Consider the following 22,653-nt stretch of genomic DNA (forward strand, 5'->3'; position numbering starts at 1 on the left):
CAGACTCCTAGCCTGCAATCGGGCCAATACCTACCTTGCGGCGCACGTCGCCCATCAGCGGCGTGGCATAGTCACGGGCCTTCTCAGCGCCCCGCTGCAGGATACGGTCGAGCTGGGCCGGGTCGTCCATCAGGGTGTTGTACTCCTCCCGCATCGGCGCCAGCTCCTCGTTCAGGAACTCGAACAGGCGCTTCTTCATCTCGCCCCAGGCGATGCCGTTGGCGTATTCCCGGCGCATATCCTCGACCTGCGCGGGCGTGGCGAAGGCCGAATAGATGTCGAACAGGGCGGAGTCGTCCGGATCCTTGGGCTCGCCCGGCTCCAGCAGGTTGGTCTTGATCTTGTTGATCAGCTTGCGGAACTTCTTTTCGCCTTCGAACAGCGGGATAGTGTTGTTATAGCTCTTGGACATCTTGCGACCATCCAGCCCCGGCAGCACCATGCCGGATTCCTCGATGACCGCTTCCGGCAGGGTAAAGGTGTCGCCGAACAGGTAATTGAAGCGCTGGGCAATGTCCCGGGCCATTTCGATATGCTGGGTCTGGTCCCGACCCACGGGGATCTTCTCACCATTGAACATGAGGATATCCGCCGCCATCAGGATGGGATAGCAGAACAGCCCCATGGTGATGCCCCGGTCCGGGTCAGCGCCTTCCGCCTCTTCGTTTTCCTGTACCGCCGCCTTGTAGGCGTGGGCCCGGTTCATCAGGCCCTTGGCGGTGACCGTGGTCAGCACCCAGCTGAGCTCGGTGATCTCCGGCACGTCGGTCTGCCGGTAAAAAGTGACCCGTTCAGGATCCAGGCCACAGGCAAGCCAGGTGGCGGCAATGGCCCGCACGGACTCCTGGACCCGCGCCGGCTCCTGGCATTTGATCAGGGCGTGGTAATCCGCCAGGAACAGGAAGGACTCGGTATCGGCATTCTGGCTGGCCTGAATGGCCGGACGGATGGCGCCGGCGTAGTTGCCCAGGTGTGGAATGCCCGTGGTGGTGATGCCCGTCAGTACTCGTGTCTTGCTCATGGTGATTACATCGTTCCGGGAAGAGGTCAGAGAGAAAGCAGAACCATACCCAAACCGGCGCCACCCGGCAAACGGAACCATAGGCGACGTTGACACGGGCCGTGTATCATGCCGGCTACCTTTGTGATTCTGAAGCGCCCATGTCCGACGAAACCCTGCCACTGATATACCAGGACCAGCACCTGGTGGTGGTCGATAAGCCCGCCAACCTGCTGGTGCACCCCAGCGAGATCGACCGCCGGGAAACCCGCTCCGCCATGATGATACTGCGGGATCAGTTGGGGCAGTGGGTGTATCCGGTGCACCGCCTCGACCGCCCCACCTCGGGCCTGCTGGTGTTCGCGCTGGACCGGGATGTCGCCCGCAGCCTGGCCACGGCCTTTGAGGAGCGGCAGGTCAGCAAGGATTACCTGGCCGTCGTCCGGGGGCACCCTCCCCTGGGCGGCATTGTGCGACATGCGCTGACACTGAAGGATGACCGCCAGTCGCGGCGCACAGTGACCGGCGAAGCCCAGGACGCGCTGACCCTGTATCACAGGCTGGCCACGGTGACCGTGGACTGGCCGGTGGACAAACGCTACCCCACCAGCCGCTATGCACTGGTCCGCTGCCGACCGGCAACCGGCCGCCGGCACCAGCTACGCCGGCACCTGAAGCACCTCAGTCACCCGATCATCGGCGACAGCAGCTACGGCAAGGGGCCCCACAACCGCGCTTTCGCGGAGCGCTTCGGAGACAGCCGGCTCTACCTCCATGCCAGCCGGCTGAGTGTGATCCACCCGGTCAGTGACCAGCGTCTGCAACTACACGCCCCGCTGCCGGCAGCCTTTCGACAGGTTTGCATGGCCTTCGGCTGGCCGCTGTCACCCTTGCGCTGAACAATGGCAACCTGTCATAGGCTTTGCCACACTCCTCTGTAGTGATAACAACGCCGGACCGACTATCCACGATGACCAGATTGCTGATTGCAGCCCTTGCCACCATTCTCCTGGCCTTCCCGGCCGGAGCGACTACCGTCACCGTGGCAGTCAACCACTCTCCGCCCTACCGGATCGTATCCGATAGCAAGTTCAGCGGTTTCTACATCGAGGTCTTCGATGCCATCGCGGAAGAGCTGGGGTGGACGGTGAAGTATCGGGAAATGCCGTTCCGCCGGATCCTCTGGATGATGGAAAATGGGGACGCCGATATCATGCTGGGAGCACTGCCGACATCAGAACGCCTCGAGTACATGGATTTTTCAGTTCCGGCATTCCCGCCGGAGCCGAAACGGTTCTTCCATCTTGCCGGAAATCCCACGGTGACCGAATACAGCGACTTGCAGGGCAAGATGATCGGCGTACTCCGGGGCAGCACCTACTCCGAGCGGTTTGACAATGACCCTGAGCTCATCCTGGAAGCCGGCGTCAGCTATCGAATCCTTATGGGAATGCTCGCCGCCGACCGCCTCGACTTGGTGGTGGCACCTGAAATGGTGGGCCGGCACACTGCAGCCAAGGTATCGGATGATATCCTGATCGCGCCCTACACCATCATGGGTGCCCACTCCTATATCGCGATCTCCCGGCACTCGGATATCATGGGCAGCCGACAGGATCTGCGAAGCGCCCTGAAACGAATCAGGAAAAACGGTACGTTCCAACGCATTTTTCAACGTTACACCAATAGGGAGTAAGTCCGTCATGCCCTTACAGCTCTACCAGTTCGCCATCTCCCACTTCTCGGAAAAGGCGCGCTGGGCACTGGATTACAAGGGCATCGCCTACAAACCGGAGTTCCTGCTTCCGGGCATGCACACCAAAACCGTGCGCGGTCTTACCGGGCAAAAGATTACCTCTGTGCCGGTGCTGGTGGACAACGGCCAGGCCGTGCAGGGATCAGCCGCAATCCTGGACCACCTGGACGCGGCTTTCCCCGACAAACCGCTGCTACCCGACGAGCCCAATGCCCAGGCGTCGGCCCTGGCCTGGGAAAAACGACTGGACCAAGAAGCCGGTCCGGCGGTGCGCACCTTCGCCTACCATCACCTGTTGCAGCGCCCGAAAATTGTAGCGCCACTACTGGCCGCCAGGACGCCCTTCTGGAACCAGTATCTGCTGCGGCTGGGGTTCAGCCGGGTGGAGGAGATCATGCGGGAGACCATGGCCATCAACCAGAAGACGGCGGCCTGCGCGCAAACCACGATTGAAGGCATGCTTGAAGAAATAGCTGGTATTTACAAGGAAGGCCGGTTCCTGGCGGGTGACCGGTTCAGCCGGGCGGATCTGACAGCCGGCGCCCTGTTCGCGCCCCTGTTCATGCCTCCCCAGTACCCGGTGCCCTGGCCTAAACCGGACCGACTGCCCCCGGATCTGAAGGCGTGGAACCGGGAAAACAAAGAGTTGCTGGCGCCAGTCGCGCAGGTCTACCAACAATACCGTTAAGGACGAAGCCGGCGCCTGGCGTTCTCACTGCACGGGATGCTGCTGGAGGAAATCGTGCCAAAGGTTGGCGGAGCGTTCAGGCACTTCCAGCATGGGTACATGCCCGACACCGTCCAGCAGCACCACCCGGGAGGTCTGGATGCCTTCGGCGAACACTTCCGCGTTTTCCGGCGCCAGCACGCGGTCCTGTCGGCCCCAGACAATCAGTGCGGGAGCCTCCACGGAAGATAGCACCGACTCCAGGGACATAATTTCCCCGGATGACCGGATCGCTTCGAAGATTGCTTCATTCACCTCTTCCCGCGCCATGGCCTTTTCCTCCATCACGGAGGCCAGGGGCCAGGGCATGAAGGGACGCTTTTCCAGGACGAAGTCCATCAGGTCGTCCATATCACCGGGTTCTTCCACCACCAGCGGGTTCTCGCCCCTCGCCAGGGCTTCATCCAGTTCCGAGGGATAGCGTGTGGATCCTGCAGGGTCATAGAGTGCGATGGTACGGACCCGGTCCGGGTATCGGCTGGCGAAGTAGACGGTGATACCGCCCCCCATCGAGTTACCGGCCATGTCCACCCGCTGCACCCCGAGTTTATCGAGAAAGGCAGCCAGCGTTGCCGCCTGGGCCTCGACGGTATAGTCGTCAGAGGAACCGACGCTGCTATCGCCATGACCGGCCAAATCCGGAATCAACAGCCGGTAGTCCTCCGGCAGGTAGGGTGCCATCCGCACCCAGTTGTCCTTATTGCCCCCGAAACCATGAACCATCAACAGGACACGCTCGGGCTCTTCGACGGAATTGCTGAGGTAGGCCACGGACAGGTCACCAACCCGGAGTTCAGAAGACTCGAGCCCCGCCTGACCGCGCTCGTAATCGATAATCCAGTGATACACATCGTGGCGGGAGCATGCCGCCAGCAGCACAATGATCAACAGTACCACTGGCCACCCCAGGTGGACCTTGTTCATAGCTTCCTCTGATTTCAACCAGCCTGGCATCCTGGCAATACAGGTCCAGAGGCGCCCGCGGCACGCCACAATCGACGAACTGACGCGGGCTTGCTTGTCCTACCCGCCGGGACTGGTATCCCGTGCGATTAATTCGCTGGCCTCCTGCGTGACACCCCTTCGGGAGCCACTGAGAGCCTTGATAGCCGCGTCGCAACCACCAAACCTTCGCCACCGCGCCTTGCTCTCAAGGCTCTAAGTGGCTCAGCAGGTCAACGAATTAACCGCACGGGACACTAGCAGTCTAACGGGTGCCGTAGACCACCATGGTTTTACCTTTTACCTGCACCAGGCCCTGTTCTTCCAGGGTCTTGAGGACACGGCCAACCATTTCCCGGGAACACCCGACGATACGCCCGATCTCCTGACGGGTGATCTTGATTTGCATGCCGTCGGGATGCGTCATGGCATCCGGCTCCTTGCAGAGATCCAGCAGGGTGCGGGCCACACGACCGGTGACATCCAGGAACGCCAGGTCGCCCACCTTGCGGGTGGTCTGGCGCAGGCGCGTTGCCATCTGCTCACCGATAAAGTAGAGCACCCGTGGGTCCTGCTGGGCGATTTCACGGAACTTGGTGTAGCTGATTTCAGCCACTTCACATTCCGTTTTTGCCTTAACCCAGGCACTGCGGGAGTCCATGTTATCAAACAGCCCCATCTCGCCGAAGAAATCCCCGGCATTCAGGTAGGCCATGATCATTTCGCGACCGTCTTCATCCTCGATGATAACGGTAACGGAACCTTTCACAATAAAGAACAGGGAGTCGCTTTTGTCACCGGCATAGATAATGGTGCTCTTGGCCGGATAGCGACGGCGGTGGCATTGGGACAGGAAATAGTCCAGATGCTTGGTTTTCTGCTCAACAGGCCGGACGATAGTAGCCATGGTAAGTGTCGTGCCTCCTCAACGGTCGCCATCCGTGGACATTGTTTTGATGAGTGGCCTGCTTTCCTGCAGGCCTTTCTTTTTTTGGCGGCGCCTTTTGGGGGCTTCCCGCCTGCATACCGGGTCAGGTATGTCGCCTTTATAGACGAAATGGTATTACGACTCACGATCTTAAGCGGTACCTGCAAAATCGTCCATAACGCAAGTCTCATTAGAGACCCATGTCACAGCATTTAACCGCTTTATGATAGGATCCTGCACCTTAATCTACACAATGGGACATTAGCATGAAAGCAACCATAGACTGGACTGGAAAGGCCAGCTTCAGGGCCACCAGTGGCAGCGGCCACCAGGTACAGATGGACGGACCGCCCGATCACGGCGGTGAGGATCGCGGACCGCGCCCCATGGAAATGCTGCTGATGGGGCTTGGCGGCTGCTCTTCCTTTGATGTCATGAGCATTCTGCAGAAGAGCCGACAGGATGTGACCGCCTGTCACGCCGAGCTGGAAGCGGAACGGGCCGACGCTGTACCCGCGGTGTTTACGAAAATTCACCTGCACTTCGTGGTCAGCGGCCACAACCTGAAGGAAAACCTGGTGAAAAGGGCCGTCAGCCTGTCGGCCGAGAAATACTGCTCCGCCTCCATCATGCTGGAACAGGCCGGCGTCGAGATTACCCACAGCCACGAGATCCGTCAGGGTTGACCCGGGCAGCCCCTCGCACCCGGACTGTGCAAGGCCCAAAAACCGCCCTGACAGAGCGTACAGCGGTGCTAAAATGTGCTGCAAAACCTCTATTAAATCGATGGTGCGATGTGCATAATACGCACCCTTCTCCGCCGGTCTGCGCAAAAGGTGAACAACCAGTGTCTACTGTCCCGCGGACGTGACTGCAAATACTCATCTCCATCATCCGGAGGGGCTGAACATGGAATCGAAACTCCAGCTGCACGGCTTCAACAACCTGACCAAATCGCTGAGCTTCAACATCTACGATATCTGTTACGCGCAGACCGAAGAGCAGCGAAAAGCCTATATCGATTACATCGACGAGATGTACAACGCCGAGCGGCTGACCCAGATTCTGACGGATGTGGTCAAGATCATTGGCGCCAATGTCCTCAATATCGCCCGCCAGGACTATGAGCCCCATGGCGCCTCCGTCACCATGCTGATCGCCGAGCATGAGCTGAGCGACGGTGAAACTGACAACGAGGAGTCCCCGGGCCCCCTGCCGGACACCATCGTGGCGCACCTGGACAAGAGCCACGTTACCGTACACACCTATCCGGAAAGCCACCCCTATGAGGGCATCAGCACCTTCCGGGCCGATATTGACGTGTCTACCTGTGGCCTGATTTCGCCCCTCAAGGTTCTGAACTACCTGATTCACAGTTTCGATTCGGATGTGGTGACCGTGGACTACCGGGTACGGGGCTTTACCCGTGACGTGGACGGCACCAAGCACTACATCGACCACGACATCAACTCGATCCAGAACTACCTCACCGAGGACACCCGTAACGCGTACCAGATGATTGACGTCAACGTGTATCAGGAGAACCTGTTCCACACCAAGATGATGCTCAAGAATTTCGATCTGGACAACTACGTGTTTGGCGTTAATGCCCGGGATCTGGGTGAAGAGGAAGCCACCTCCATCGAGGAACGCCTCAAGCGGGAGATGCTGGAAATTTTCTACTCCCGCAACGTGGAATAACCTTCTGCCGGCCCAGGGAAGGGTCGCTGGACAAGCTCCCGGCTTGTTCAGTTTTCCTGAACGGAGCAGCCGGATTTTTCCGGTTTCTTCCTGTCTCGCGCCGTCCTTTAATAGAGCCTCACCCACTCTACGGCGGAGGCCATCATGACTGACCGTGCCATCAAACGTGCTATCCCCTCCATGGAGACTTCAGACGGCGCCGGCGTGCGCATCCGCCGGTCACTGGGCCAGACCCAGCTTGTTCGCCTGGACCCTTTCCTGATGCTTGACGAATTCGGCTCCGATCAGCCACAGGATTACCTGGCGGGTTTTCCGTCCCACCCGCACCGGGGCTTCGAGACGGTCACCTACATGATCGAGGGCCATATGCTGCATGAGGATCACCTGGGTAACCGCGGCAACCTCCTTAGTGGCGGCGTGCAATGGATGACCGCTGGGCGCGGCATTATCCATTCGGAAATGCCCCAGCAGGAAGAAGGCATGATGCGCGGCTTCCAGCTCTGGCTTAACCTGCCGGCGGCGGAAAAGATGAAGGATGCAGGTTACCGCGATATCCAGCCGGACGAGATTCCGCAGATCACCACTGCAGGCGCGGACATCAAGCTGATCGCAGGCACCCTGGCAGTGGAAGGTAAAGAGTACCGGGGTTCCGTGACTGGTGGCTCCACCGAGCCCCTGTATGCTGACCTGCACCTGGCGCCGGATGGCCAGGTCACCCTGCCCGTGGCCGGCCACCTGAACGCCTTTATCTACCTCTATGAAGGTGCTGTTCGTATTGCGGGGAAGGACGTGCCAACAGCCTCAGCCACCATCCTCGATCAGGGCGATCAGGTGACGCTTATGGCCGGTCCGACAGGGGCACGGGCTCTGCTGATTGCCGGCCGGCCACTGAACGAACCGGTGGTTCAGTACGGGCCCTTCGTGATGAACAGTCGCGAGGAAATCGAGCAGGCGTTGCAGGATGTCCGGAACGGACGGCTGACCGCCTGAGTACAACCGATCACGGCCTGCCCAGGCTCTCCAGCAGCCTGGGCTTTTCGATCACATAGCCCTGACCGTAGTCCACCCCAAGCTTGCGCAGCATGTCCAGAACTTCCCGGCTCTCGATATGCGTGGCGATAACCTCGCGGTTCAGGTAGTGGGCCATCTCCACCATGGAGCGCACCATGGCCTGGTCGGTACTGCTGGTGCTGATCTGCCCGACAAACGCTCCGTCGAGTTTGATCATATCCACCGGCAAGCTACGCATATACTGGTAGGAAGTGGGCCCGGCACCAAAGTTGCCGAGGCAGAAACGACAGCCCAGCTCCTGCATCTCGCCGATAAATTCCGCCACCGAGTCAACGTCCCTTATGGCAGCCGCTTCCGTGATCTCGAACCACAACCGTTCGATGGGAGCGTCCTTTTCGCTCAGCTTGCTGTAGATAAACTCGAGCAGCCCCTCATCGTTCAGCGAATACCCGGAAAGGTTGATGCAGTAACCCGGCTGGCTCTCGCTCGCCGACGAGCCGGGCCGCTCACTGTTCTCCCGAAGCCAGTCCAGCATGTAGCCGACCACCCAGCGGTCCACTGACTGCATGCGATTGTAACGCTCCGCCATGCGCACGAAATCCGCCGCCGTGATCAGGTTGCCCTGGTCATCGTACATGCTGATCAACACCTCGAACTGCGTATTCAACCGGGTGTGCTTGTGCAGGGGTATGATCTTCTGGCAACGCAGCAGCATGCGCTCCTCGTCCAGGTCGCCGAGGGTAGCCACCTTGGCGGCAATCTGTTCCTGCTGGTCGTAATGTTCCGGCTCCAGGTGATAGACCACATACTTGCCGGGCCCGCGGGTCTTGGCGACCTTGCAGGCATCCTCCGTGGCCCGCAACCAGCGCTCGGCGGTGGTCAGTGCCGGCAGCTGCGGAGCCAGGCCAGCGCTGGCGGACAGGCTGTACCGGCGCCCCTTCCAGTTCAGGTCCAGGCCTTCCACGGCGCGGATGATGCCCAGCACCGTACTGCCAGCTTCCTCCGATGGCAGCAGGAAGCTGAACTCATCGCCATCCAGGCGGGCCAGGGGCATACCATCACCCACCTGACTGGACAGAATACCCGCCACCCGTCGCAGTACTTCATCCCCTGCGGCACGACCAGCCGTATCGTTAAGCAGCCGGAACTGACTCAGATCCAGCCTGACCAGCGTACGCTCGTCTTCGTGACGACTCAGCTGCTGCTCCAGTACCCGCTCGAACTCCCGCCGTTCCAGCAGCCCGGTCAGTTCATCATGGGTCGAAGCCCACGACAGCTGGTCGTAGACCTTGCGCACCATACGGTCGATGCTCTCGTCCACCAACGGCCGTTCATACTGGGAGTCCAGCACGATGATGCCCTTCTGCATACGGTCCGCCAGCTCCGTGAGATTCAGCTCCACCACCCGCATACCCTGGTGGTTGACGAATACGAAACGGTTGAATCCGCGGGCTATCCACACCAGCCTCACATACTGGGGCTGGTCGGGGTTGGTCTGGTCTTTCAGCCAGTCACCGGTGCGCAGCTTCTGGGCCCTGGCAACCCAGCGCTGGAGACGCTTCTGAAGACGTTCCTGCTGCTTGCGGGCGACGTCCTCCTCCGGTTCCGCGCGGGGCATGGGCACCCGCTCAACCGGCCCCTCATGCTGGCTGACCAGAAAATGCTTGAGTTCTTCCCGTACCTGGGAAGCCGGCAGATGGTTGCTGGAAATGGATCCCAGTCCATCCTGGATCAGCCGCAGCAGTTCCGACAGGTTGATCTCTGTATCGGGGTCGTCCGCAAACGTCATCAGGGTATCGACCACAGACAGGTAGTCCTGCCATAGCTGACTGTCCGGCCCCTGGCGGATCCAGGTCAACGACAGCAGATCACGCCAGCCGGCATTGAGCAGGCTGATGATTGCCCGGGGCACATCACGGCCGCCCAGACGCTCGTCCAGGGCGCGGGTAACCGCCGACTTGGACTCGGCTACTTTCTGGGCACCCTCGGCAGCAGCCGTCACCCGCTCAACGTTGCGACGGTAGATCAGGTTCTGGCGATCGATGAGCGTGTCCAGCTCCTCCATGGCCCCATCAAACACCCGGGTATCCTGCTCGAACTCGTTGGCAATCCGCCCGACCAGGTCATCCACACGTCGCTGAACCGCTGGGTTGCTGCGACTGCCACGGGCGCCCAGCTGCGCCAGGCGGTTCATCACCCCGCGAACCGGACTTTCGATATCGTCAAAAAAGGCCGGATCCCGCAGTACCACTTTCAATACCGGCACTTCCAGTCGGCGCATCTGGCTGCGGGTACGGTCAGAAATTTTCGGGCTTTCCACCACGCTGCGGAAGAAACGGTCGACCACATCCAGGGTGGCCTGCTGCTCCTCGTCCAGGCCATGCTCCCCGGACGTTTTTACCTGTTCGATCACCCGGTCGCGCAGGGGTACCGGTGTTTCTTCCGCCACCGGCGCCTTCTGCAGAGTCTGCAGCTCCTTATGGAACTCGCCCTGGGACAGGGGACGAGCCCCCTCGGCAAAGGGCGCAGGTTGCTCTGAAGCAATACCGGCGGTCTTCAGGGTACCAATCAGGTTGCGCACCGTCGCGAAAGCCGAACGTGCCAGTGACATGTGCTCTGAAAAAACCTGACCCTGGACACCGGAAGGTCCGGACGGTACCGCCCGGCCATGCCCGGCTTGCGTGGTCGGTGAAGCTCCCTCGGCCTGGGCCGGCTGCACCGGTTTGTCTGTAGAGCTGACCAGCTTTGGCGTGGGCGGTGAGGTCTTTGCCGGACCCGTGGATTCGGTGCGGGGTTTGCGCTCACTCAGGTAGCGGCTGAGATCCAGGTCAGGCAGGATGCCGTGGCGGATAAGGATCTGGTTGAGTTCCTCATAGAGCGGGCCAATCTTCTGCAACACCTGGGTTTCAAAGGTCTTCAGGCAGACTTTTTCCACCGCACGACTGGTCCGCAGGCTCTCCAGGCCAACGTGAAACGCTTCGCACACCAGAGACGGCCCCAGCGGGTTCTGGTGGCCAGTCGCATTGGTGACACCCAGTCGGTCCAGGCGCATGCGCAATTGAAGCAGCTCCGCCCGGTACAGGGTATCAGCCTTGGTCACCATCACCTTGATGGCCAGCCAGTCTTCGAACTCACCCTTGTCCACCAGTGAGAGGCTGGCGGTATTCTGGTTGTCCCGGGCCGGTTTCAGGGGGGACTCCAGGGAACGGGACATCAGTAGCCAGATGGATCGACGCCGGCTTTCCACCTGGGCGGCTGCGTCCATGTATTCGTTGGCCTGCTGGTCGTTGGGCGCCTTGAGGGCCGCCTGACGGAGATTTTCGGCCATGGCCTCAAAGCAGTCGGCCATCAGCGGCTCGATTCGCTGCGATACCGCCCTGGCACACTGACGCAGGATAAACTGCACCCGCTCGCTGGGCGGCTTGAGAGCCGAGCGCTCCTGGGCGCCCTCGTCGGGGCTGCACAGGGTGAGCATGGCATCCACGGCCTGGGGGCTGGAGTGGGTAAACTCGACGCCCATGGCACCGTCAATCAGCCGTACCGGGCGCGCTTTAAGCTGATGACGATCGCGACCGTCCTCGGTGCGAAAGAAGATCCCCAGGTCCTGTCCCGGGTACGCCTGCAGGTAATTTCGGATTTTTTCAGACGTGTCGCCGGAATAGCGAACAAAAAGACCTTCCGCGCAGAAGTCTGCGATCTGACAGGGCCATACCCCTGACTCTCCCAGATCCACCTGGGCGGCCAGTTTGATGGGTCGGCGGGGACTGGAGCGTCGTTCCTTCGGATCCATTGACTACCTGATCGATGGTATAGCCCGACGTCCGGTCGGGACGACGGGGCGATTCCCTTTCAAGCGGGCATCCCGGAGGCACCCACCAGAATTATCAGGCGGGCCGGCAGGACACTGCTAAACGTCATACACCCAGCAGTATAGCCGTGATGGGCCGAAAACAATGTCAAGAAACGTGAAACACCCAAAGCAGGGGATGCCCTGAGGTCCGAGACGTTTAACTAATATGACTACTATCACGACATTTCGTCAAGCTGTTTTTCGAGCAATCGCTCGTAATCTTCCGCCCATAGCTCTGCTGCAACCGGTGCTGGCATGGCAACGGACCGCATCAAAGGCGTTTGACGAATACCTTGGAGTTGCGCCGGGTATTATAGGAAGCCAGTTTTGGCCCCGGCAACGACTGCACCGAGGAAGGCTCGAAGCCCCGCTCCCGGAACCAGTGCTCGGTCTGGGTGGTCAGCACGAACAGCCTCGCCAGGCCCTGGGCCCGGGCTCTGTGCTCCACCATCGAGAGGATATCGTCTCCGCGCCCCCCCCGCCGGTAAACAGGATTCACGGCAAAGCAGGACAGCTCACCCGCCTGCTCCTCAGGGTAGACGTAAAGGGCGGCGCAGCCAATGATCATGCCATCCCTTTCCGCCACCACGAACTGGTCTATTTCCGTTTCCAGCATCTCCCGGGAGCGGCGCACCAGGATACCCTGCTCCTCCAGGGGCTGAATCAGTTCCAGCACGCCGCCAATATCCTCCACCCGGGCACGGCGGATCTGCTCATAGTTGTCGTCGCTGACCAGGGTGCCGGAACCATCGCGGGTGAACAGCTCCTCGAGAATGGCTCCATCGCGCAGATAGCTGATGACATGAGCCCGACGGACCCCCTTGGTGCACGCATCGCAGGCCGCCCGCAGCAGGTCTGCGTCATGGCCGGACACCACCTGGTCAGACACTTTCTGCAGGGCCTGGCGTACGGTGAGCTCACGAATCAGGGAGCCATCCTCGTCCAGCACACCCTGATCATCGGTGAACACGATCAGCTTGTCTGCCTTGAGGGCAGAAGCCACCTGACTGCCCACGTCCTCGTAGGAAAGATTGAAGATATCGCCGGTGGGAGAATAGCCCTGGGGTGGCATCAGCACGATGTGCCCCAACTCCAGCAGGCGTTCGATGCCCACCGTGTCTACCCGGCGTACCCGCCCGGTGTAACCGAAATCCACACCGTCCAGCACACCGACCGGCCGGGCCGCCACAAAGTTGCCACTGCTGACCCGGATCTTCGCCCCATGCATGGGTGAATTCACCAAGCCCATGGACAGACGACTCTCCAGCCAGCTGCGGAGGCCGCCGACGGATTCCATGATCAGCGGCAGGTCCTGTTCCCGGGTGATGCGCAGCCCGCCTTCAAATTCGGAACGGTGTCCGGCCTGTTCCAGCCTCTGCTGGATCTGGGGGCGGGCACCGAACGTTACCACCAGCCGGATGCCCAGGCTGCTGAGCAGGGTGATGTCATGGATGATGTTCAGCAGATTGTCGCTGGCCAGCGCCTCACCACCGAGCACCAGCACCACGGTGCTGCCGCGGTGGGTATTGATATAGGGGGACGAGTGGCGGAAGCTGTGCAGCCAGTCGGAGACGCTCATAGACAGAAATGCCTGATCAGTTGTTTCAGCAGGGTAATCGTGGGGTCAATCTGGGACAGGTCCAGGTACTCATCCGGCTGGTGGGCCTGATCGATAGAGCCCGGGCCCATCACCAGGGTCTCCAGGCCCAGTTTCTGCAACCAGGGGGCCTCGGTGGCAAAGGCCACGGCGTCGGCCTGGTGGCCGGTGAGCTTCTCACACACTCTCACCAGTTCAGCGTCGGCAGGCGTCTCGAATGGGGGCACCCCATCGAACAGCGGCGTAAATTCCAGTGACAGGTCGCGGCGGCTGGCCACCGGCTGCAGGTGTGTGAGTATGCTCTGTCTCAACTCGGCCATATCCATACCGGGCAACGGGCGCAGATCAAAGTGCAACTCACAGCGGGCGCAGATGCGGTTGGGGCTATCGCCGCCGTGGATACAGCCCAGGTTCATGGTCGGGTACTGCACGGCAAAATGGGGATTGTTGTGCTTTTCCTGCCACTGGGCCCGCAGGGCCAGTAATTCATTCATGGCCTCGTTCATGCCCTCCAGGGCGTTGCGACCCAGGGCAGGATCCGAGGAATGCCCCGACTGCCCCTCAAACACCAGCCGCTCCATCATGATGCCCTTGTGCATGCGAATGGGCCTGAGGGTGGTAGGCTCTCCAATCACGGCATACCGTGCTTTCGGATAACCGGCTTCGGCCAGGGCCTGGGCGCCGCTCATGGAGCTTTCCTCGTCGGCGGTGGCCAGGATAATCAGGGGCTGTTTCAGTGGCTGTTGCGCCGCTTCCCGGGCCGCTTCGATGGCGAGGGCGAAAAAGCCTTTCATATCGCAGGTGCCCAGCCCGTACAGACGGTTGTCTTTTTCGGTCAGGGTGAAAGGATCGCTTTGCCAGCGCTTGTCGTCATAGGGAACGGTATCGGTGTGACCGGACAGTACCAGCCCGCCGGGGCCGGACCCGAGGGTTGCCACCAGATTGTATTTCCCGGGCATGCCCGGCACGGGCAGTATCTCGTTGCGAAAACCCAGCGGCTCCAGCCATTCCGCCAGCAGCCGGACCACGGCCTCGTTGCTGTGGTCCCAGTCCGGGGAGGCACTGCTGATGGATGGTATGGCTACCAGCTGCGACATCATGGCGCGAACGTCTGGCGGCCTCCTGCCGGTGCCGGCAGCGCTACTCTGTTTATCTGTCATGGTGACGAGCTCCTGCTGGAAATACCTGGAATCCTCCGGTCACTCCGGTGACCGGGTGCCCCTGCGCCACACTTCCAGCCGGTCTACAGCGCGGCTGGCCATGGGGTAGGCCACCTCACCACCATCGACAGGGCGTGCCACTTCCACCTGTTTCTCGTCGACTCTGGTCAGACGGCCCTCCACGGTGCGGCCATTGCTCAGGGTAACCCGCACCGTGTGATCAAGCCAGCCTTCCGCCCGCTCCAGCGCCACCGGCTGCCAGCCAGCAACAACCTGGGCCTGCTCCGGGCTGGTCAACGGTTCCAGCGCCGCTGGCGCTACCTCCGGCGTTACCGGTTTCATCCGGCTCAGGTACACATCCGGCACGGTCGAGCCATTATAGGTTACCGGCAGGGCCTGGCCCGTCGGGGCATCGCCGTCGTCGGTCTCCCCGTCATTGGCAACGTCGTCGCCTTCCCTCACCGGCAGCGCTGGCCAGCCTGTCCCCGGGAGGGTGAGCGCCAGCTCACCGCCTTCCGTCAGCCACTGGCGATACAACGCCAGCAACTGCGGTGAAGCTTCAAGCCCGCGGCTTGCCAGCCCTTCGCTGAAGGAAGCCATCACCAGATCGGCCCATGCCGACTCCGATAGGCTGGTCTCCCGGGCGCAGTAGGCAGTCACCCGTCGCATCAGGCCACCGTCGCGAACCACCACCTTTACGCTGTCGGCGGCGGGCGTCAGGCTGATGCTGTCGCCGTCATAACGCAGGCGGGCATTGTCCCACTCCATCTCAAGGCTGCCGGATTCACGGGTGAACAGCTCAAGGCGAACGCCGCCAGAGGTCTGCCGGAGCTGGGCGTCGCCGGCCAGGTCGGTGACACCCATGCGGATCAGGTCACCACTGCCCAGTTGCTGACGGGCATCGGGGCCACATACCGGGGCAAACAAAGGCCGCGGTGCCTGTTCGTCGGTGTCGGTGACCCAGTTACGTAACATGGCCGAATCCAATGGCAGCCGCCAGCCGGCCACATCCAGCCGCCAGGTCCGTGGCAGGTCATGCCCGCCATAGAGGCTGGTCAGCAGGGCCAGGGGAGATCCGGCCCGGTAGGTGATACGCCGGATCTCCAGGGGCTGGGTCAGCTGGAACGACTGGTAGCGGGTGCCGTCCAGCACCAGCTCGCCGCCAACCGTGGAGGCGATATCGCCCCGCTCCAGTGCCCCGTGATCGGAGACGGAACGGCGTACTTCGGCAAGGGTCCTGTCAGCAAACCACCACACAGCCCCCTTGTAACTTCCCCAGGCCACCAGGGCCAGAATGACGATAAGCGACAACAGTTTTTTCAAGGTTCCATCTCCCTGCCTATCTCCGCGCTGGTAGCCTGGTGCTCCGGGCCGCTTCAGTCGCGGGAAATCAATGTACCCACGCCCTCGTCGGTAAATATTTCCAGTAGGGTGGCGTGAGCAACCCTGCCATCAATGATGTGGGCGGTTCCGACACCGTTTTCCACCGCGCTCAGGGCGCAGCGGATCTTCGGCAACATGCCACCATGGATGGTGCCGTCTTCGATCAGGTCGTTGACCTGGGCGGCCGTCAGGCCGGTCAGCACCTTGTCATCCTTGCTCTTCAGGCCGGAGACATTGGTCAACAGGATCAGCTTTTCGGCATTGACCGCTTCGGCCACCTTGCCGGCCACCAGATCCGCATTGATGTTGTAGGAAGCGCCATCCGGCCCCACGCCAATGGGCGCAATCACCGGAATCACGTCGCTGTGGGTGAGCATGTCGATGACCTTGGTATTGACCTTTTCCACCTCACCCACATGGCCGATATCAATAATTTCAGGCCGGTTCAGTTCATCATTCCGGCCCATCACTTCAAGCTTGCGGGCGCGGATCAGGTTGCCGTCCTTGCCTGTCAGACCCATGGCGGTGCCGCCGTGGGAATTGATCAGCGAGACGATTTCCTTGTTCACCTGGCCGCCGAGCACCATTTCCACCACGTCCATGGTTTCCGAGTCGGTGACCCGCATGCCGTTGACGAAGTGTGACTTGATATTCAGGCGATCAAGCAACTCGCCGATCTGGGGGCCACCACCGTGGACCACAATGGGATTGATGCCCACCAGTTTCATCAGCACCATGTCACGGGCGAAGCTGCTCTTGAGCTCCTCGTTCTCCATGGCGTTGCCGCCGTACTTGATGACCACGGTCTTGCCGGTAAACCGCTGGATATAGGGCAGACCCTTGCTCAGTACATCCGCCACCTGCATTGCTGTATTACGATCCAGTGCCATTCAACCTGCCTTTACTGTTTTTGCCCGGACATACCCGGGCCCTGGTCAGAAAGTGATATTCACGTCCGGGGCCAGGGCCTTTAGCTGGCCCCGGAATATCTGTTTGATGCGCTCGAGGGCGCCTTCGTTCTCTGCCTCAAACCGCAACACCAGCATCGGTGTGGTGTTGGAAGCCCGGCAAAGACCCCAGCCGTCCGGGTAATCCACCCGCACGCCGTCGATGGTGGTGATGTTGGCCTCACCGAAATCCGCCAGCTCCGCCAGCCGCTGGATAATGCGGAACTTGCCTTCGTCTGTCACCTCGAGAGTCAGCTCCGGCGTGCTGATATCTTCAGGGAATTCGGCAAATACCTCGCTGGTCTGGCGGTCTTCGATACCCAGGATTTCCAGCAACCGGGCAGCGGAATACAGGCCGTCGTCAAAGCCGTACCAGCGCTCGCCGAAGAAGATGTGGCCGCTCATCTCCCCCGCCAGCAGGGCACCGGTTTCCTTCATTTTCGCCTTCATCAGCGAATGGCCGGTCTTCCACATAACCGGGCGGCCACCGGCGGAGGAGATAATCCCACTGAGGCGACGGCTGCACTTTACGTCGAACAGCACGTCCGCCCCGGGGTTGCGGGACACCACGTCACGGGCAAACAGCATCATCAACCGGTCGGGCCAGATAATTTTGCCCTCGTTGGTGACCACGCCCAGGCGGTCACCATCACCATCGAAGGCGATGCCCACATCAGCTCCTTCCTGCTGCACCCGCTCGATCAGGTCCTGCAGGTTCTCCGGCTTGCCCGGGTCCGGATGGTGATTGGGAAAATTACCGTCCACCTCGCAATACAGGGGGATCACTTCGCAGCCGAGCTCTTCCAGCAACAGCGGGGCCAGTTCGCCGGCAATGCCGTTGCCGGCGTCCACCACTACTTTGAGGGGGGCGGCTACGGCGATATCGCCCACGATCCGGTCCAGGTAATCCCGGCGCACGTCTTCGCTGGAGGCACTGCCCTGCCCCTGGTGCAGATCGCCGGTCTGGATACGCTGGTACAGCTTCTGGATGCCATCTTCCGACAGGGTTTCACCGCCCAGCATGATTTTCAGGCCGTTATAGTTGGACGGGTTATGGCTGCCGGTCACCATCACGCCTGAACCGGTGCCCATGTGGTGGGTGGCAAAATACAACACCGGCGTCGGCACCGCCCCGATAGTGACCACATTACAGCCCGCAGCCATAATGCCGGCAGCCAGCGCTTCTGACAGCTCAGGGCTGGAATGACGACCATCGTAGCCAATGCAGAGGGTGTCCTGGCTGCGATCCAGGGCTTCCGACCCGATGGCCTGGCCAATCACCCGGACGATATCCGGGGTCAGCGTTTCGCCGACAATACCGCGAATATCGTAGGCACGGAAAATGGTGGGCGAGATGGGAGCCGCCGGCGCCCGGGTTTCTCCCACTTCCGGTGTTGCCCCTGCAGGGCTCTCACCAAAACCGAGCACGTCTTCATCACCGTCCAGCATGTCGATTTCCGGCATGTCCCGGTCCTGGAACATGGGCTCTTCCGCTTTTGGCTCCGGAGCCGGGCGACTGGCCCCCGCTGCCGGAGCCTTGCGGGCACTGCCCTCAACCCGCTTGTCCACGGCCTTGCTGATGCGATGCAGGACTTCGGCGATAACAGCGGGTATCTCCCACCGGAACTGGGGTGGTGCCGAGCGATCACCGGCAAACGCCTTGTGGGACCACTGCACCAGGCGGGTGGTTTCCTTGCGCAAGGCGCTCTGGGCTGATGAGAGCATCACCCAGACAATGAGAGCCGCCGCCAGGAAGCCGGCCACCACCAGCCCCAGGACAATAACCGTGCTAAGGCTGGGTGCGGGCACCTGTGGACGGTAGGTCAGGCTCCAGTCGGGGATGGAAAGAGAGCGGGACACTTCGGGGCCATTGCCCTGACCGCCACTGACCACATCCCGCGCCTGACCGCCTACCGTCTGCACCAGGGTGGCACGGCCATTGGTGCCGCCCAGCACCTGGGCCAGCACACTGGCATCGAACTGGATCACCAGCGTACCCTCGACCACCTGACTGGAGGGGTTGCGGATGCGCGCCGCTGTCTGCACCAGCCACTTGCCGTCCCTGGGGAAGGCATCAGGGTGGACATCGCGACCGGACTCCGCCCGCCGCGCCAGATCCAGGGTGGCAAACCCCAGGTCTGCGTCGTCATCAGCCCGACGCGGTATGCTGCGGTACGGGAACAGGAATACCTTGTGGATACCCGGCATCAGGGTCTGCAGCTCCTCCGCCAGCTGGCGCTCACCACCAAACTCTTCAAGGGCGCTCCGCACGCTGGTCTGGGTTCCCAGGCCTGTTGTCAGCGTCTGCAGGAGCTCCATGCGGCTTTCCAGCCTGGCGACCGCTGACTCGACGCCGACATCCGCCACCTGCTGACGGCGCTCGCTTTCCGCCGACTGAAAGACCCCCAGCTGCAAAGCCACGGCAACCAGCGCCCCGGTCAGAAGTACCACCATCGCCTGGGTTATGGCCACGGAGGACAGTTTGCGCACCTTGCTTCCGGCGTCCTTCGAGGGTTGCCCCTTGTCGGATTTACCCGCGGCTTTCTTGTTCTTGGGGGACTCCTCCACCGGGGTATCTTCAGCCCCGGCGCTCCCCTTTTTCTTGCCAAATTTCATAGTCGGCTCCGTCTTGACGGCTGCTTCATTGTTCTTAGCGCTGACAGTCGTTGGGTTAACGTGCTGTCAGTATAGATGTTTACATGAATTGGTTAATGACACATTCGGCGAATTGGTAACTTTCCCGCAGTCTGCACCGGAAACTGTCAGTGCCGCCCTGTTGACCCGAAGCCGCCATCACCCCGGCCAGTGGCCTGGAACTCATCCACTACCTCAAAGCGGGCCTGCACCACCGGTACCAGCACCAGCTGCGCAATGCGCTCGCCCACATTGACGGTGAAGCTGCTGGTGCCCCGGTTCCAGCAGGAAACCATCAGTTCCCCCTGGTAGTCCGAATCGATCAGTCCCACCAGATTTCCCAGCACGATGCCGTGCTTGTGACCCAACCCACTGCGGGGCAGGATCATGCCCGCCAGAGAGGCATCCTCGATATAGATGGACAGACCAGTGGGAATCAGGGACGACTCCCCCGGCGCCAGGGTCAGCGGCGACTTAATGCAGGCCCGCAGGTCGAGACCGGCGGAACCGTCAGTGGCATAGACGGGCATGGGGATCTCATCCCCGATTCGTGCATCCAGCACTCTCAGCTGCACTGGCTGTTGACTCATAATGCGTCCTATCTCATTGGAATGTCGGAGGTTAGCGGACCCTGAACGCCGGACGCCAGGGATCCATTGAACGGGTTTGTCAGGCCATACGCTCGGCGATCAGCCCTATCAGCGAGGTGGCGATCTCCCGTTTGGAGGCGGGGCCGATGGCTTGCCGGCCACCGGGCCAGAATACCGTCACGGCATTGTCGTCGCTGTTGAAGCCAATACCGGGGGCAGAGACATCGTTCGCAACGATCATGCCCAGCTTTTTCCGTTTCATCTTGTCCGTGGCGTAATGCTCGACGTCCGTGGTTTCCGCCGCAAAACCAACGGTAAACGGGGCATCCTCTCGAGCAGCAATGGTAGCCAGGGTATCGGGATTGCGCACCAGTTCCAGCGACAAAGATTCGTGGGATTTCTTCATCTTCTGCCCGGCACGGGAGGCCGGGCGATAGTCCGCCACGGCAGCGGTGGCGACAAACAGATCGGCGCCCTTGTCCACCTCTTCCGAGGTAGCCAGCAGCATTTCTTCGGCTGTCTCGACCGGCACCACCTGGACCCCTGCCGGGGCGGCCAGGCTGACCGGGCCACTGATCAGGGTCACCGTCGCCCCGGCTGCGCGGGCCGCCTCGGCAAGGGCGTAACCCATCTTGCCGGAGCTGTGATTGGTAATATAACGAACGGGATCGATAGGCTCGCGGGTAGGGCCAGCGGTAATCACCACACGGCGCCCCGCCAACCGACCACCACCGGTGACCACGGCTGCGGAGGCCTGCTCGATCAGGGCGAACAGGGTTTCCGGCTCCAGCATGCGCCCGGGGCCCACGTCGCCACAGGCCTGACTACCCTGGTCCGGCCCCCACAGGGTGATCTGGGGATCGTCCTGCAACAGGCGGACGTTGCGCTGAGTCCGGTAATTTCCCCACATCGCCTGGTTCATGGCCGGCGCCAGGGCAATCGGTGCCTCGGTGGCGCTGCAGACCGTGGCCAGAAGGTCATCGGCCAGACCATGGGCCAGCCGCGCCATGAAATCCGCCGACGCCGGTGCTACCACTATCTGATCAGCCCATTTGGCCAGCTCGATATGCCCCATGCCGGCCTCCGCCTCCGGATCCAGCAGTGAGGTACGCACCGGCTCGCCACTGAGGGCCTGGAACGTCATGGGGGTTACAAAGGCTTCAGCGCCCCTGGTCATCACCACCCGGACCTCGTAGTCGGCCTTCTTCAGCAGCCGGACCAGTTCCGCGCTCTTATAGGCGGCAATGCCACCGGTGATACCAAGCAGGATCTTTCGGCTGGCCATAGCGTCTCCATCGATTACCACGTCCAGGGCCCCTTTATATGGCCCCGGTCAAAGGGCTATAAGATAGCATTGCCGGCATCTCCCCGACAGTGCAGCTCTCATGTTAGGATAGCCAAGTGTCTCGTTTGGTTAATTTGCTGATCTACTGAGCCACTGAGAGCTTTGAGAGCTAGGCGCGGTGGCGAAGGTCTGGTGGTTCCAAATCGAGTCAGCGCAACGCGGCTATCAAAGCTCTCAGTGGCTCCCGAAGGGCGTCACGCAGTAGGTCAGCGAATTGACCAAACGGGACACTAATGCAGGACGCATTAACACCGCACAAGGAACGTCATGACAACAACGGAATGGCCCCGGGACGAACGCCCCCGGGAACGACTGCTCGCCCACGGCCCGGAAACCCTGTCCGATACTGAATTGCTGGCTATTTTCCTGCGTACCGGAACCGCCGGCATGCCGGTGATGGCTCTGGCACGCCACCTGCTGGACGAATTCGGCAGTCTGCGTGGTCTGATGACCACGTCCCACAGCAGCTTCTGCCGGGTAAAGGGTCTGGGCACGGCCAAGTACGCCCAGGTCCAGGCGGCCATGGAAATGGCCCGCAGGGTGATGGACGAACCGGTACGCCAGGGTGATCCACTGACATCGCCGCAAGACACCCGGCGCTATCTGAGCAGCCGGCTGGGCACCCAGCCCCACGAGGTGTTCGCCGGCCTGTTCCTGGACAACCGCCATCGGGTTATCCGTTACCAGGAGCTGTTTCGCGGCACCATCGACGGGGCGGCGGTCTACCCCCGGGAAGTGGTGCGCCACGCCCTGGACTTCAATGCGGCGGCGGTCATCTTCGCCCACAATCATCCGTCAGGGATTGCCGAACCCAGCCAGGCGGACATCTCGCTTACCCGGCGCCTGAAGGAGGCCCTGGGGCTGGTGGACATTCGTGTGCTGGATCATATGGTTGTGGGCCACGGCGATGTCATCTCCCTGGCTGAGCGGGGGCTGATGTGAATAGCCGGCAGGCTGAACAATTTCCCAACAATTTTTTGCGTTAGGGGGGGCATTCTGGTATAAAAGCGTCCCTTTCTGGCGGCGTCTGGCGAGCACCGTGCGATCTGCAGACACGTAGAGCAACCAGAGACCCGATACAA

General features: G+C 61.2%; 17 protein-coding genes and 1 pseudogene. 7 read left to right on the forward strand and 11 right to left on the reverse strand.

The genetic code is table 11. The annotated features are described in order from the left end of the window. Positions 1-25 precede the first annotated feature (25 nt). A pseudogene (locus ACFOZ5_RS12720) lies at positions 26-1,021 on the reverse strand (tryptophan--tRNA ligase); the annotation flags it as partial. A gap of 140 nt (positions 1,022-1,161) precedes the next feature. Here ACFOZ5_RS12720 and ACFOZ5_RS12725 point away from each other — a divergent pair. The 3 genes from ACFOZ5_RS12725 (at position 1,162) to ACFOZ5_RS12735 (ending at position 3,444) form a co-directional block, all read left to right on the forward strand. Continuing rightward, positions 1,162-1,899 carry a pseudouridine synthase gene (locus ACFOZ5_RS12725; RefSeq protein ID WP_379887881.1) on the forward strand — a complete coding sequence of 246 codons (738 nt, stop codon included), beginning with the start codon at positions 1,162-1,164 and terminating at the stop codon, positions 1,897-1,899. A 71-nt stretch (positions 1,900-1,970) separates the two neighbouring features. After that, entirely contained in the window at positions 1,971-2,696 is a 726-nt protein-coding gene (locus tag ACFOZ5_RS12730) for a substrate-binding periplasmic protein (protein ID WP_379887883.1), read from the forward strand. A gap of 7 nt (positions 2,697-2,703) precedes the next feature. Next, positions 2,704-3,444 carry a glutathione S-transferase family protein gene (locus ACFOZ5_RS12735; RefSeq protein WP_379887885.1) on the forward strand — a complete coding sequence of 247 codons (741 nt, stop codon included), beginning with the start codon at positions 2,704-2,706 and terminating at the stop codon, positions 3,442-3,444. A 24-nt stretch (positions 3,445-3,468) separates the two neighbouring features. On the opposite strand, the gene ACFOZ5_RS12740 is transcribed toward ACFOZ5_RS12735, so the two are convergent. Together ACFOZ5_RS12740 and crp are read right to left on the reverse strand one after the other, a co-directional pair. Continuing rightward, a complete protein-coding gene (locus ACFOZ5_RS12740; protein ID WP_379887887.1) occupies positions 3,469-4,407 on the reverse strand; it encodes an alpha/beta fold hydrolase in 939 nt (312 codons plus the stop codon). Positions 4,408-4,690: 283 nt separating this feature from the next. Next, positions 4,691-5,332: a cAMP-activated global transcriptional regulator CRP gene (gene crp / locus ACFOZ5_RS12745; protein WP_092015555.1), complete on the reverse strand. Its 642-nt coding sequence runs from the start codon at positions 5,330-5,332 to the stop codon at positions 4,691-4,693. Positions 5,333-5,619: 287 nt separating this feature from the next. On the opposite strand from crp, the gene ACFOZ5_RS12750 reads away from it, so the two are divergent. From ACFOZ5_RS12750 to ACFOZ5_RS12760, 3 genes are all read left to right on the forward strand, one after another. Continuing rightward, the gene (locus ACFOZ5_RS12750; protein ID WP_379887889.1) at positions 5,620-6,039 is read left to right on the forward strand and encodes an OsmC family protein; all 420 of its coding nucleotides are present in this window, start codon (positions 5,620-5,622) and stop codon (positions 6,037-6,039) included. A 223-nt stretch (positions 6,040-6,262) separates the two neighbouring features. Continuing rightward, positions 6,263-7,054 (forward strand): adenosylmethionine decarboxylase, encoded by a 792-nt coding sequence (gene speD / locus ACFOZ5_RS12755; protein ID WP_379887891.1) that lies wholly within the window; start codon positions 6,263-6,265, stop codon positions 7,052-7,054. A gap of 144 nt (positions 7,055-7,198) precedes the next feature. Continuing rightward, positions 7,199-8,044 carry a pirin family protein gene (locus ACFOZ5_RS12760; protein WP_379887893.1) on the forward strand — a complete coding sequence of 282 codons (846 nt, stop codon included), beginning with the start codon at positions 7,199-7,201 and terminating at the stop codon, positions 8,042-8,044. Positions 8,045-8,054: 10 nt separating this feature from the next. On the opposite strand, the gene ACFOZ5_RS12765 is transcribed toward ACFOZ5_RS12760, so the two are convergent. The 8 genes from ACFOZ5_RS12765 to coaBC form a co-directional block, all read right to left on the reverse strand. Continuing rightward, positions 8,055-11,855 (reverse strand): DUF1631 family protein, encoded by a 3,801-nt coding sequence (locus tag ACFOZ5_RS12765; RefSeq protein WP_379887895.1) that lies wholly within the window; start codon positions 11,853-11,855, stop codon positions 8,055-8,057. Between the two features lie 331 nt (positions 11,856-12,186). After that, positions 12,187-13,494, reverse strand: coding sequence for an amino-acid N-acetyltransferase (gene argA / locus ACFOZ5_RS12770; RefSeq protein WP_379887897.1), 1,308 nt, complete (start codon positions 13,492-13,494; stop codon positions 12,187-12,189). Beyond that, positions 13,491-14,612, reverse strand: a complete 1,122-nt coding sequence (argE, locus tag ACFOZ5_RS12775) for an acetylornithine deacetylase (RefSeq protein WP_379888120.1) — start codon at positions 14,610-14,612, stop codon at positions 13,491-13,493. The genes argA and argE overlap by 4 nt, the downstream gene beginning before the upstream one ends. 99 nt (positions 14,613-14,711) lie before the next feature. Continuing rightward, a complete protein-coding gene (locus ACFOZ5_RS12780; RefSeq protein ID WP_379887899.1) occupies positions 14,712-15,995 on the reverse strand; it encodes an LSm family protein in 1,284 nt (427 codons plus the stop codon). 53 nt (positions 15,996-16,048) lie between these two features. Beyond that, the gene (gene argB / locus ACFOZ5_RS12785; RefSeq protein WP_379887901.1) at positions 16,049-16,945 is read right to left on the reverse strand and encodes an acetylglutamate kinase; all 897 of its coding nucleotides are present in this window, start codon (positions 16,943-16,945) and stop codon (positions 16,049-16,051) included. 45 nt (positions 16,946-16,990) lie between these two features. After that, the gene (locus tag ACFOZ5_RS12790; RefSeq protein WP_379887903.1) at positions 16,991-19,618 is read right to left on the reverse strand and encodes a phosphomannomutase/phosphoglucomutase; all 2,628 of its coding nucleotides are present in this window, start codon (positions 19,616-19,618) and stop codon (positions 16,991-16,993) included. Positions 19,619-19,764: 146 nt separating this feature from the next. Beyond that, entirely contained in the window at positions 19,765-20,226 is a 462-nt protein-coding gene (gene dut, locus ACFOZ5_RS12795; protein WP_379887905.1) for a dUTP diphosphatase, read from the reverse strand. Between the two features lie 79 nt (positions 20,227-20,305). Further along, entirely contained in the window at positions 20,306-21,511 is a 1,206-nt protein-coding gene (coaBC, locus tag ACFOZ5_RS12800) for a bifunctional phosphopantothenoylcysteine decarboxylase/phosphopantothenate--cysteine ligase CoaBC (RefSeq protein WP_379887908.1), read from the reverse strand. A gap of 327 nt (positions 21,512-21,838) precedes the next feature. On the opposite strand from coaBC, the gene radC reads away from it, so the two are divergent. Beyond that, the gene (gene radC, locus ACFOZ5_RS12805) at positions 21,839-22,513 is read left to right on the forward strand and encodes a RadC family protein (protein WP_379887910.1); all 675 of its coding nucleotides are present in this window, start codon (positions 21,839-21,841) and stop codon (positions 22,511-22,513) included. Positions 22,514-22,653 lie beyond the last annotated feature (140 nt).

The sequence above is a fragment of the Marinobacter lacisalsi genome, assembly GCF_042651045.1.
In the GTDB taxonomy this organism is placed as follows: domain Bacteria; phylum Pseudomonadota; class Gammaproteobacteria; order Pseudomonadales; family Oleiphilaceae; genus Marinobacter; species Marinobacter lacisalsi.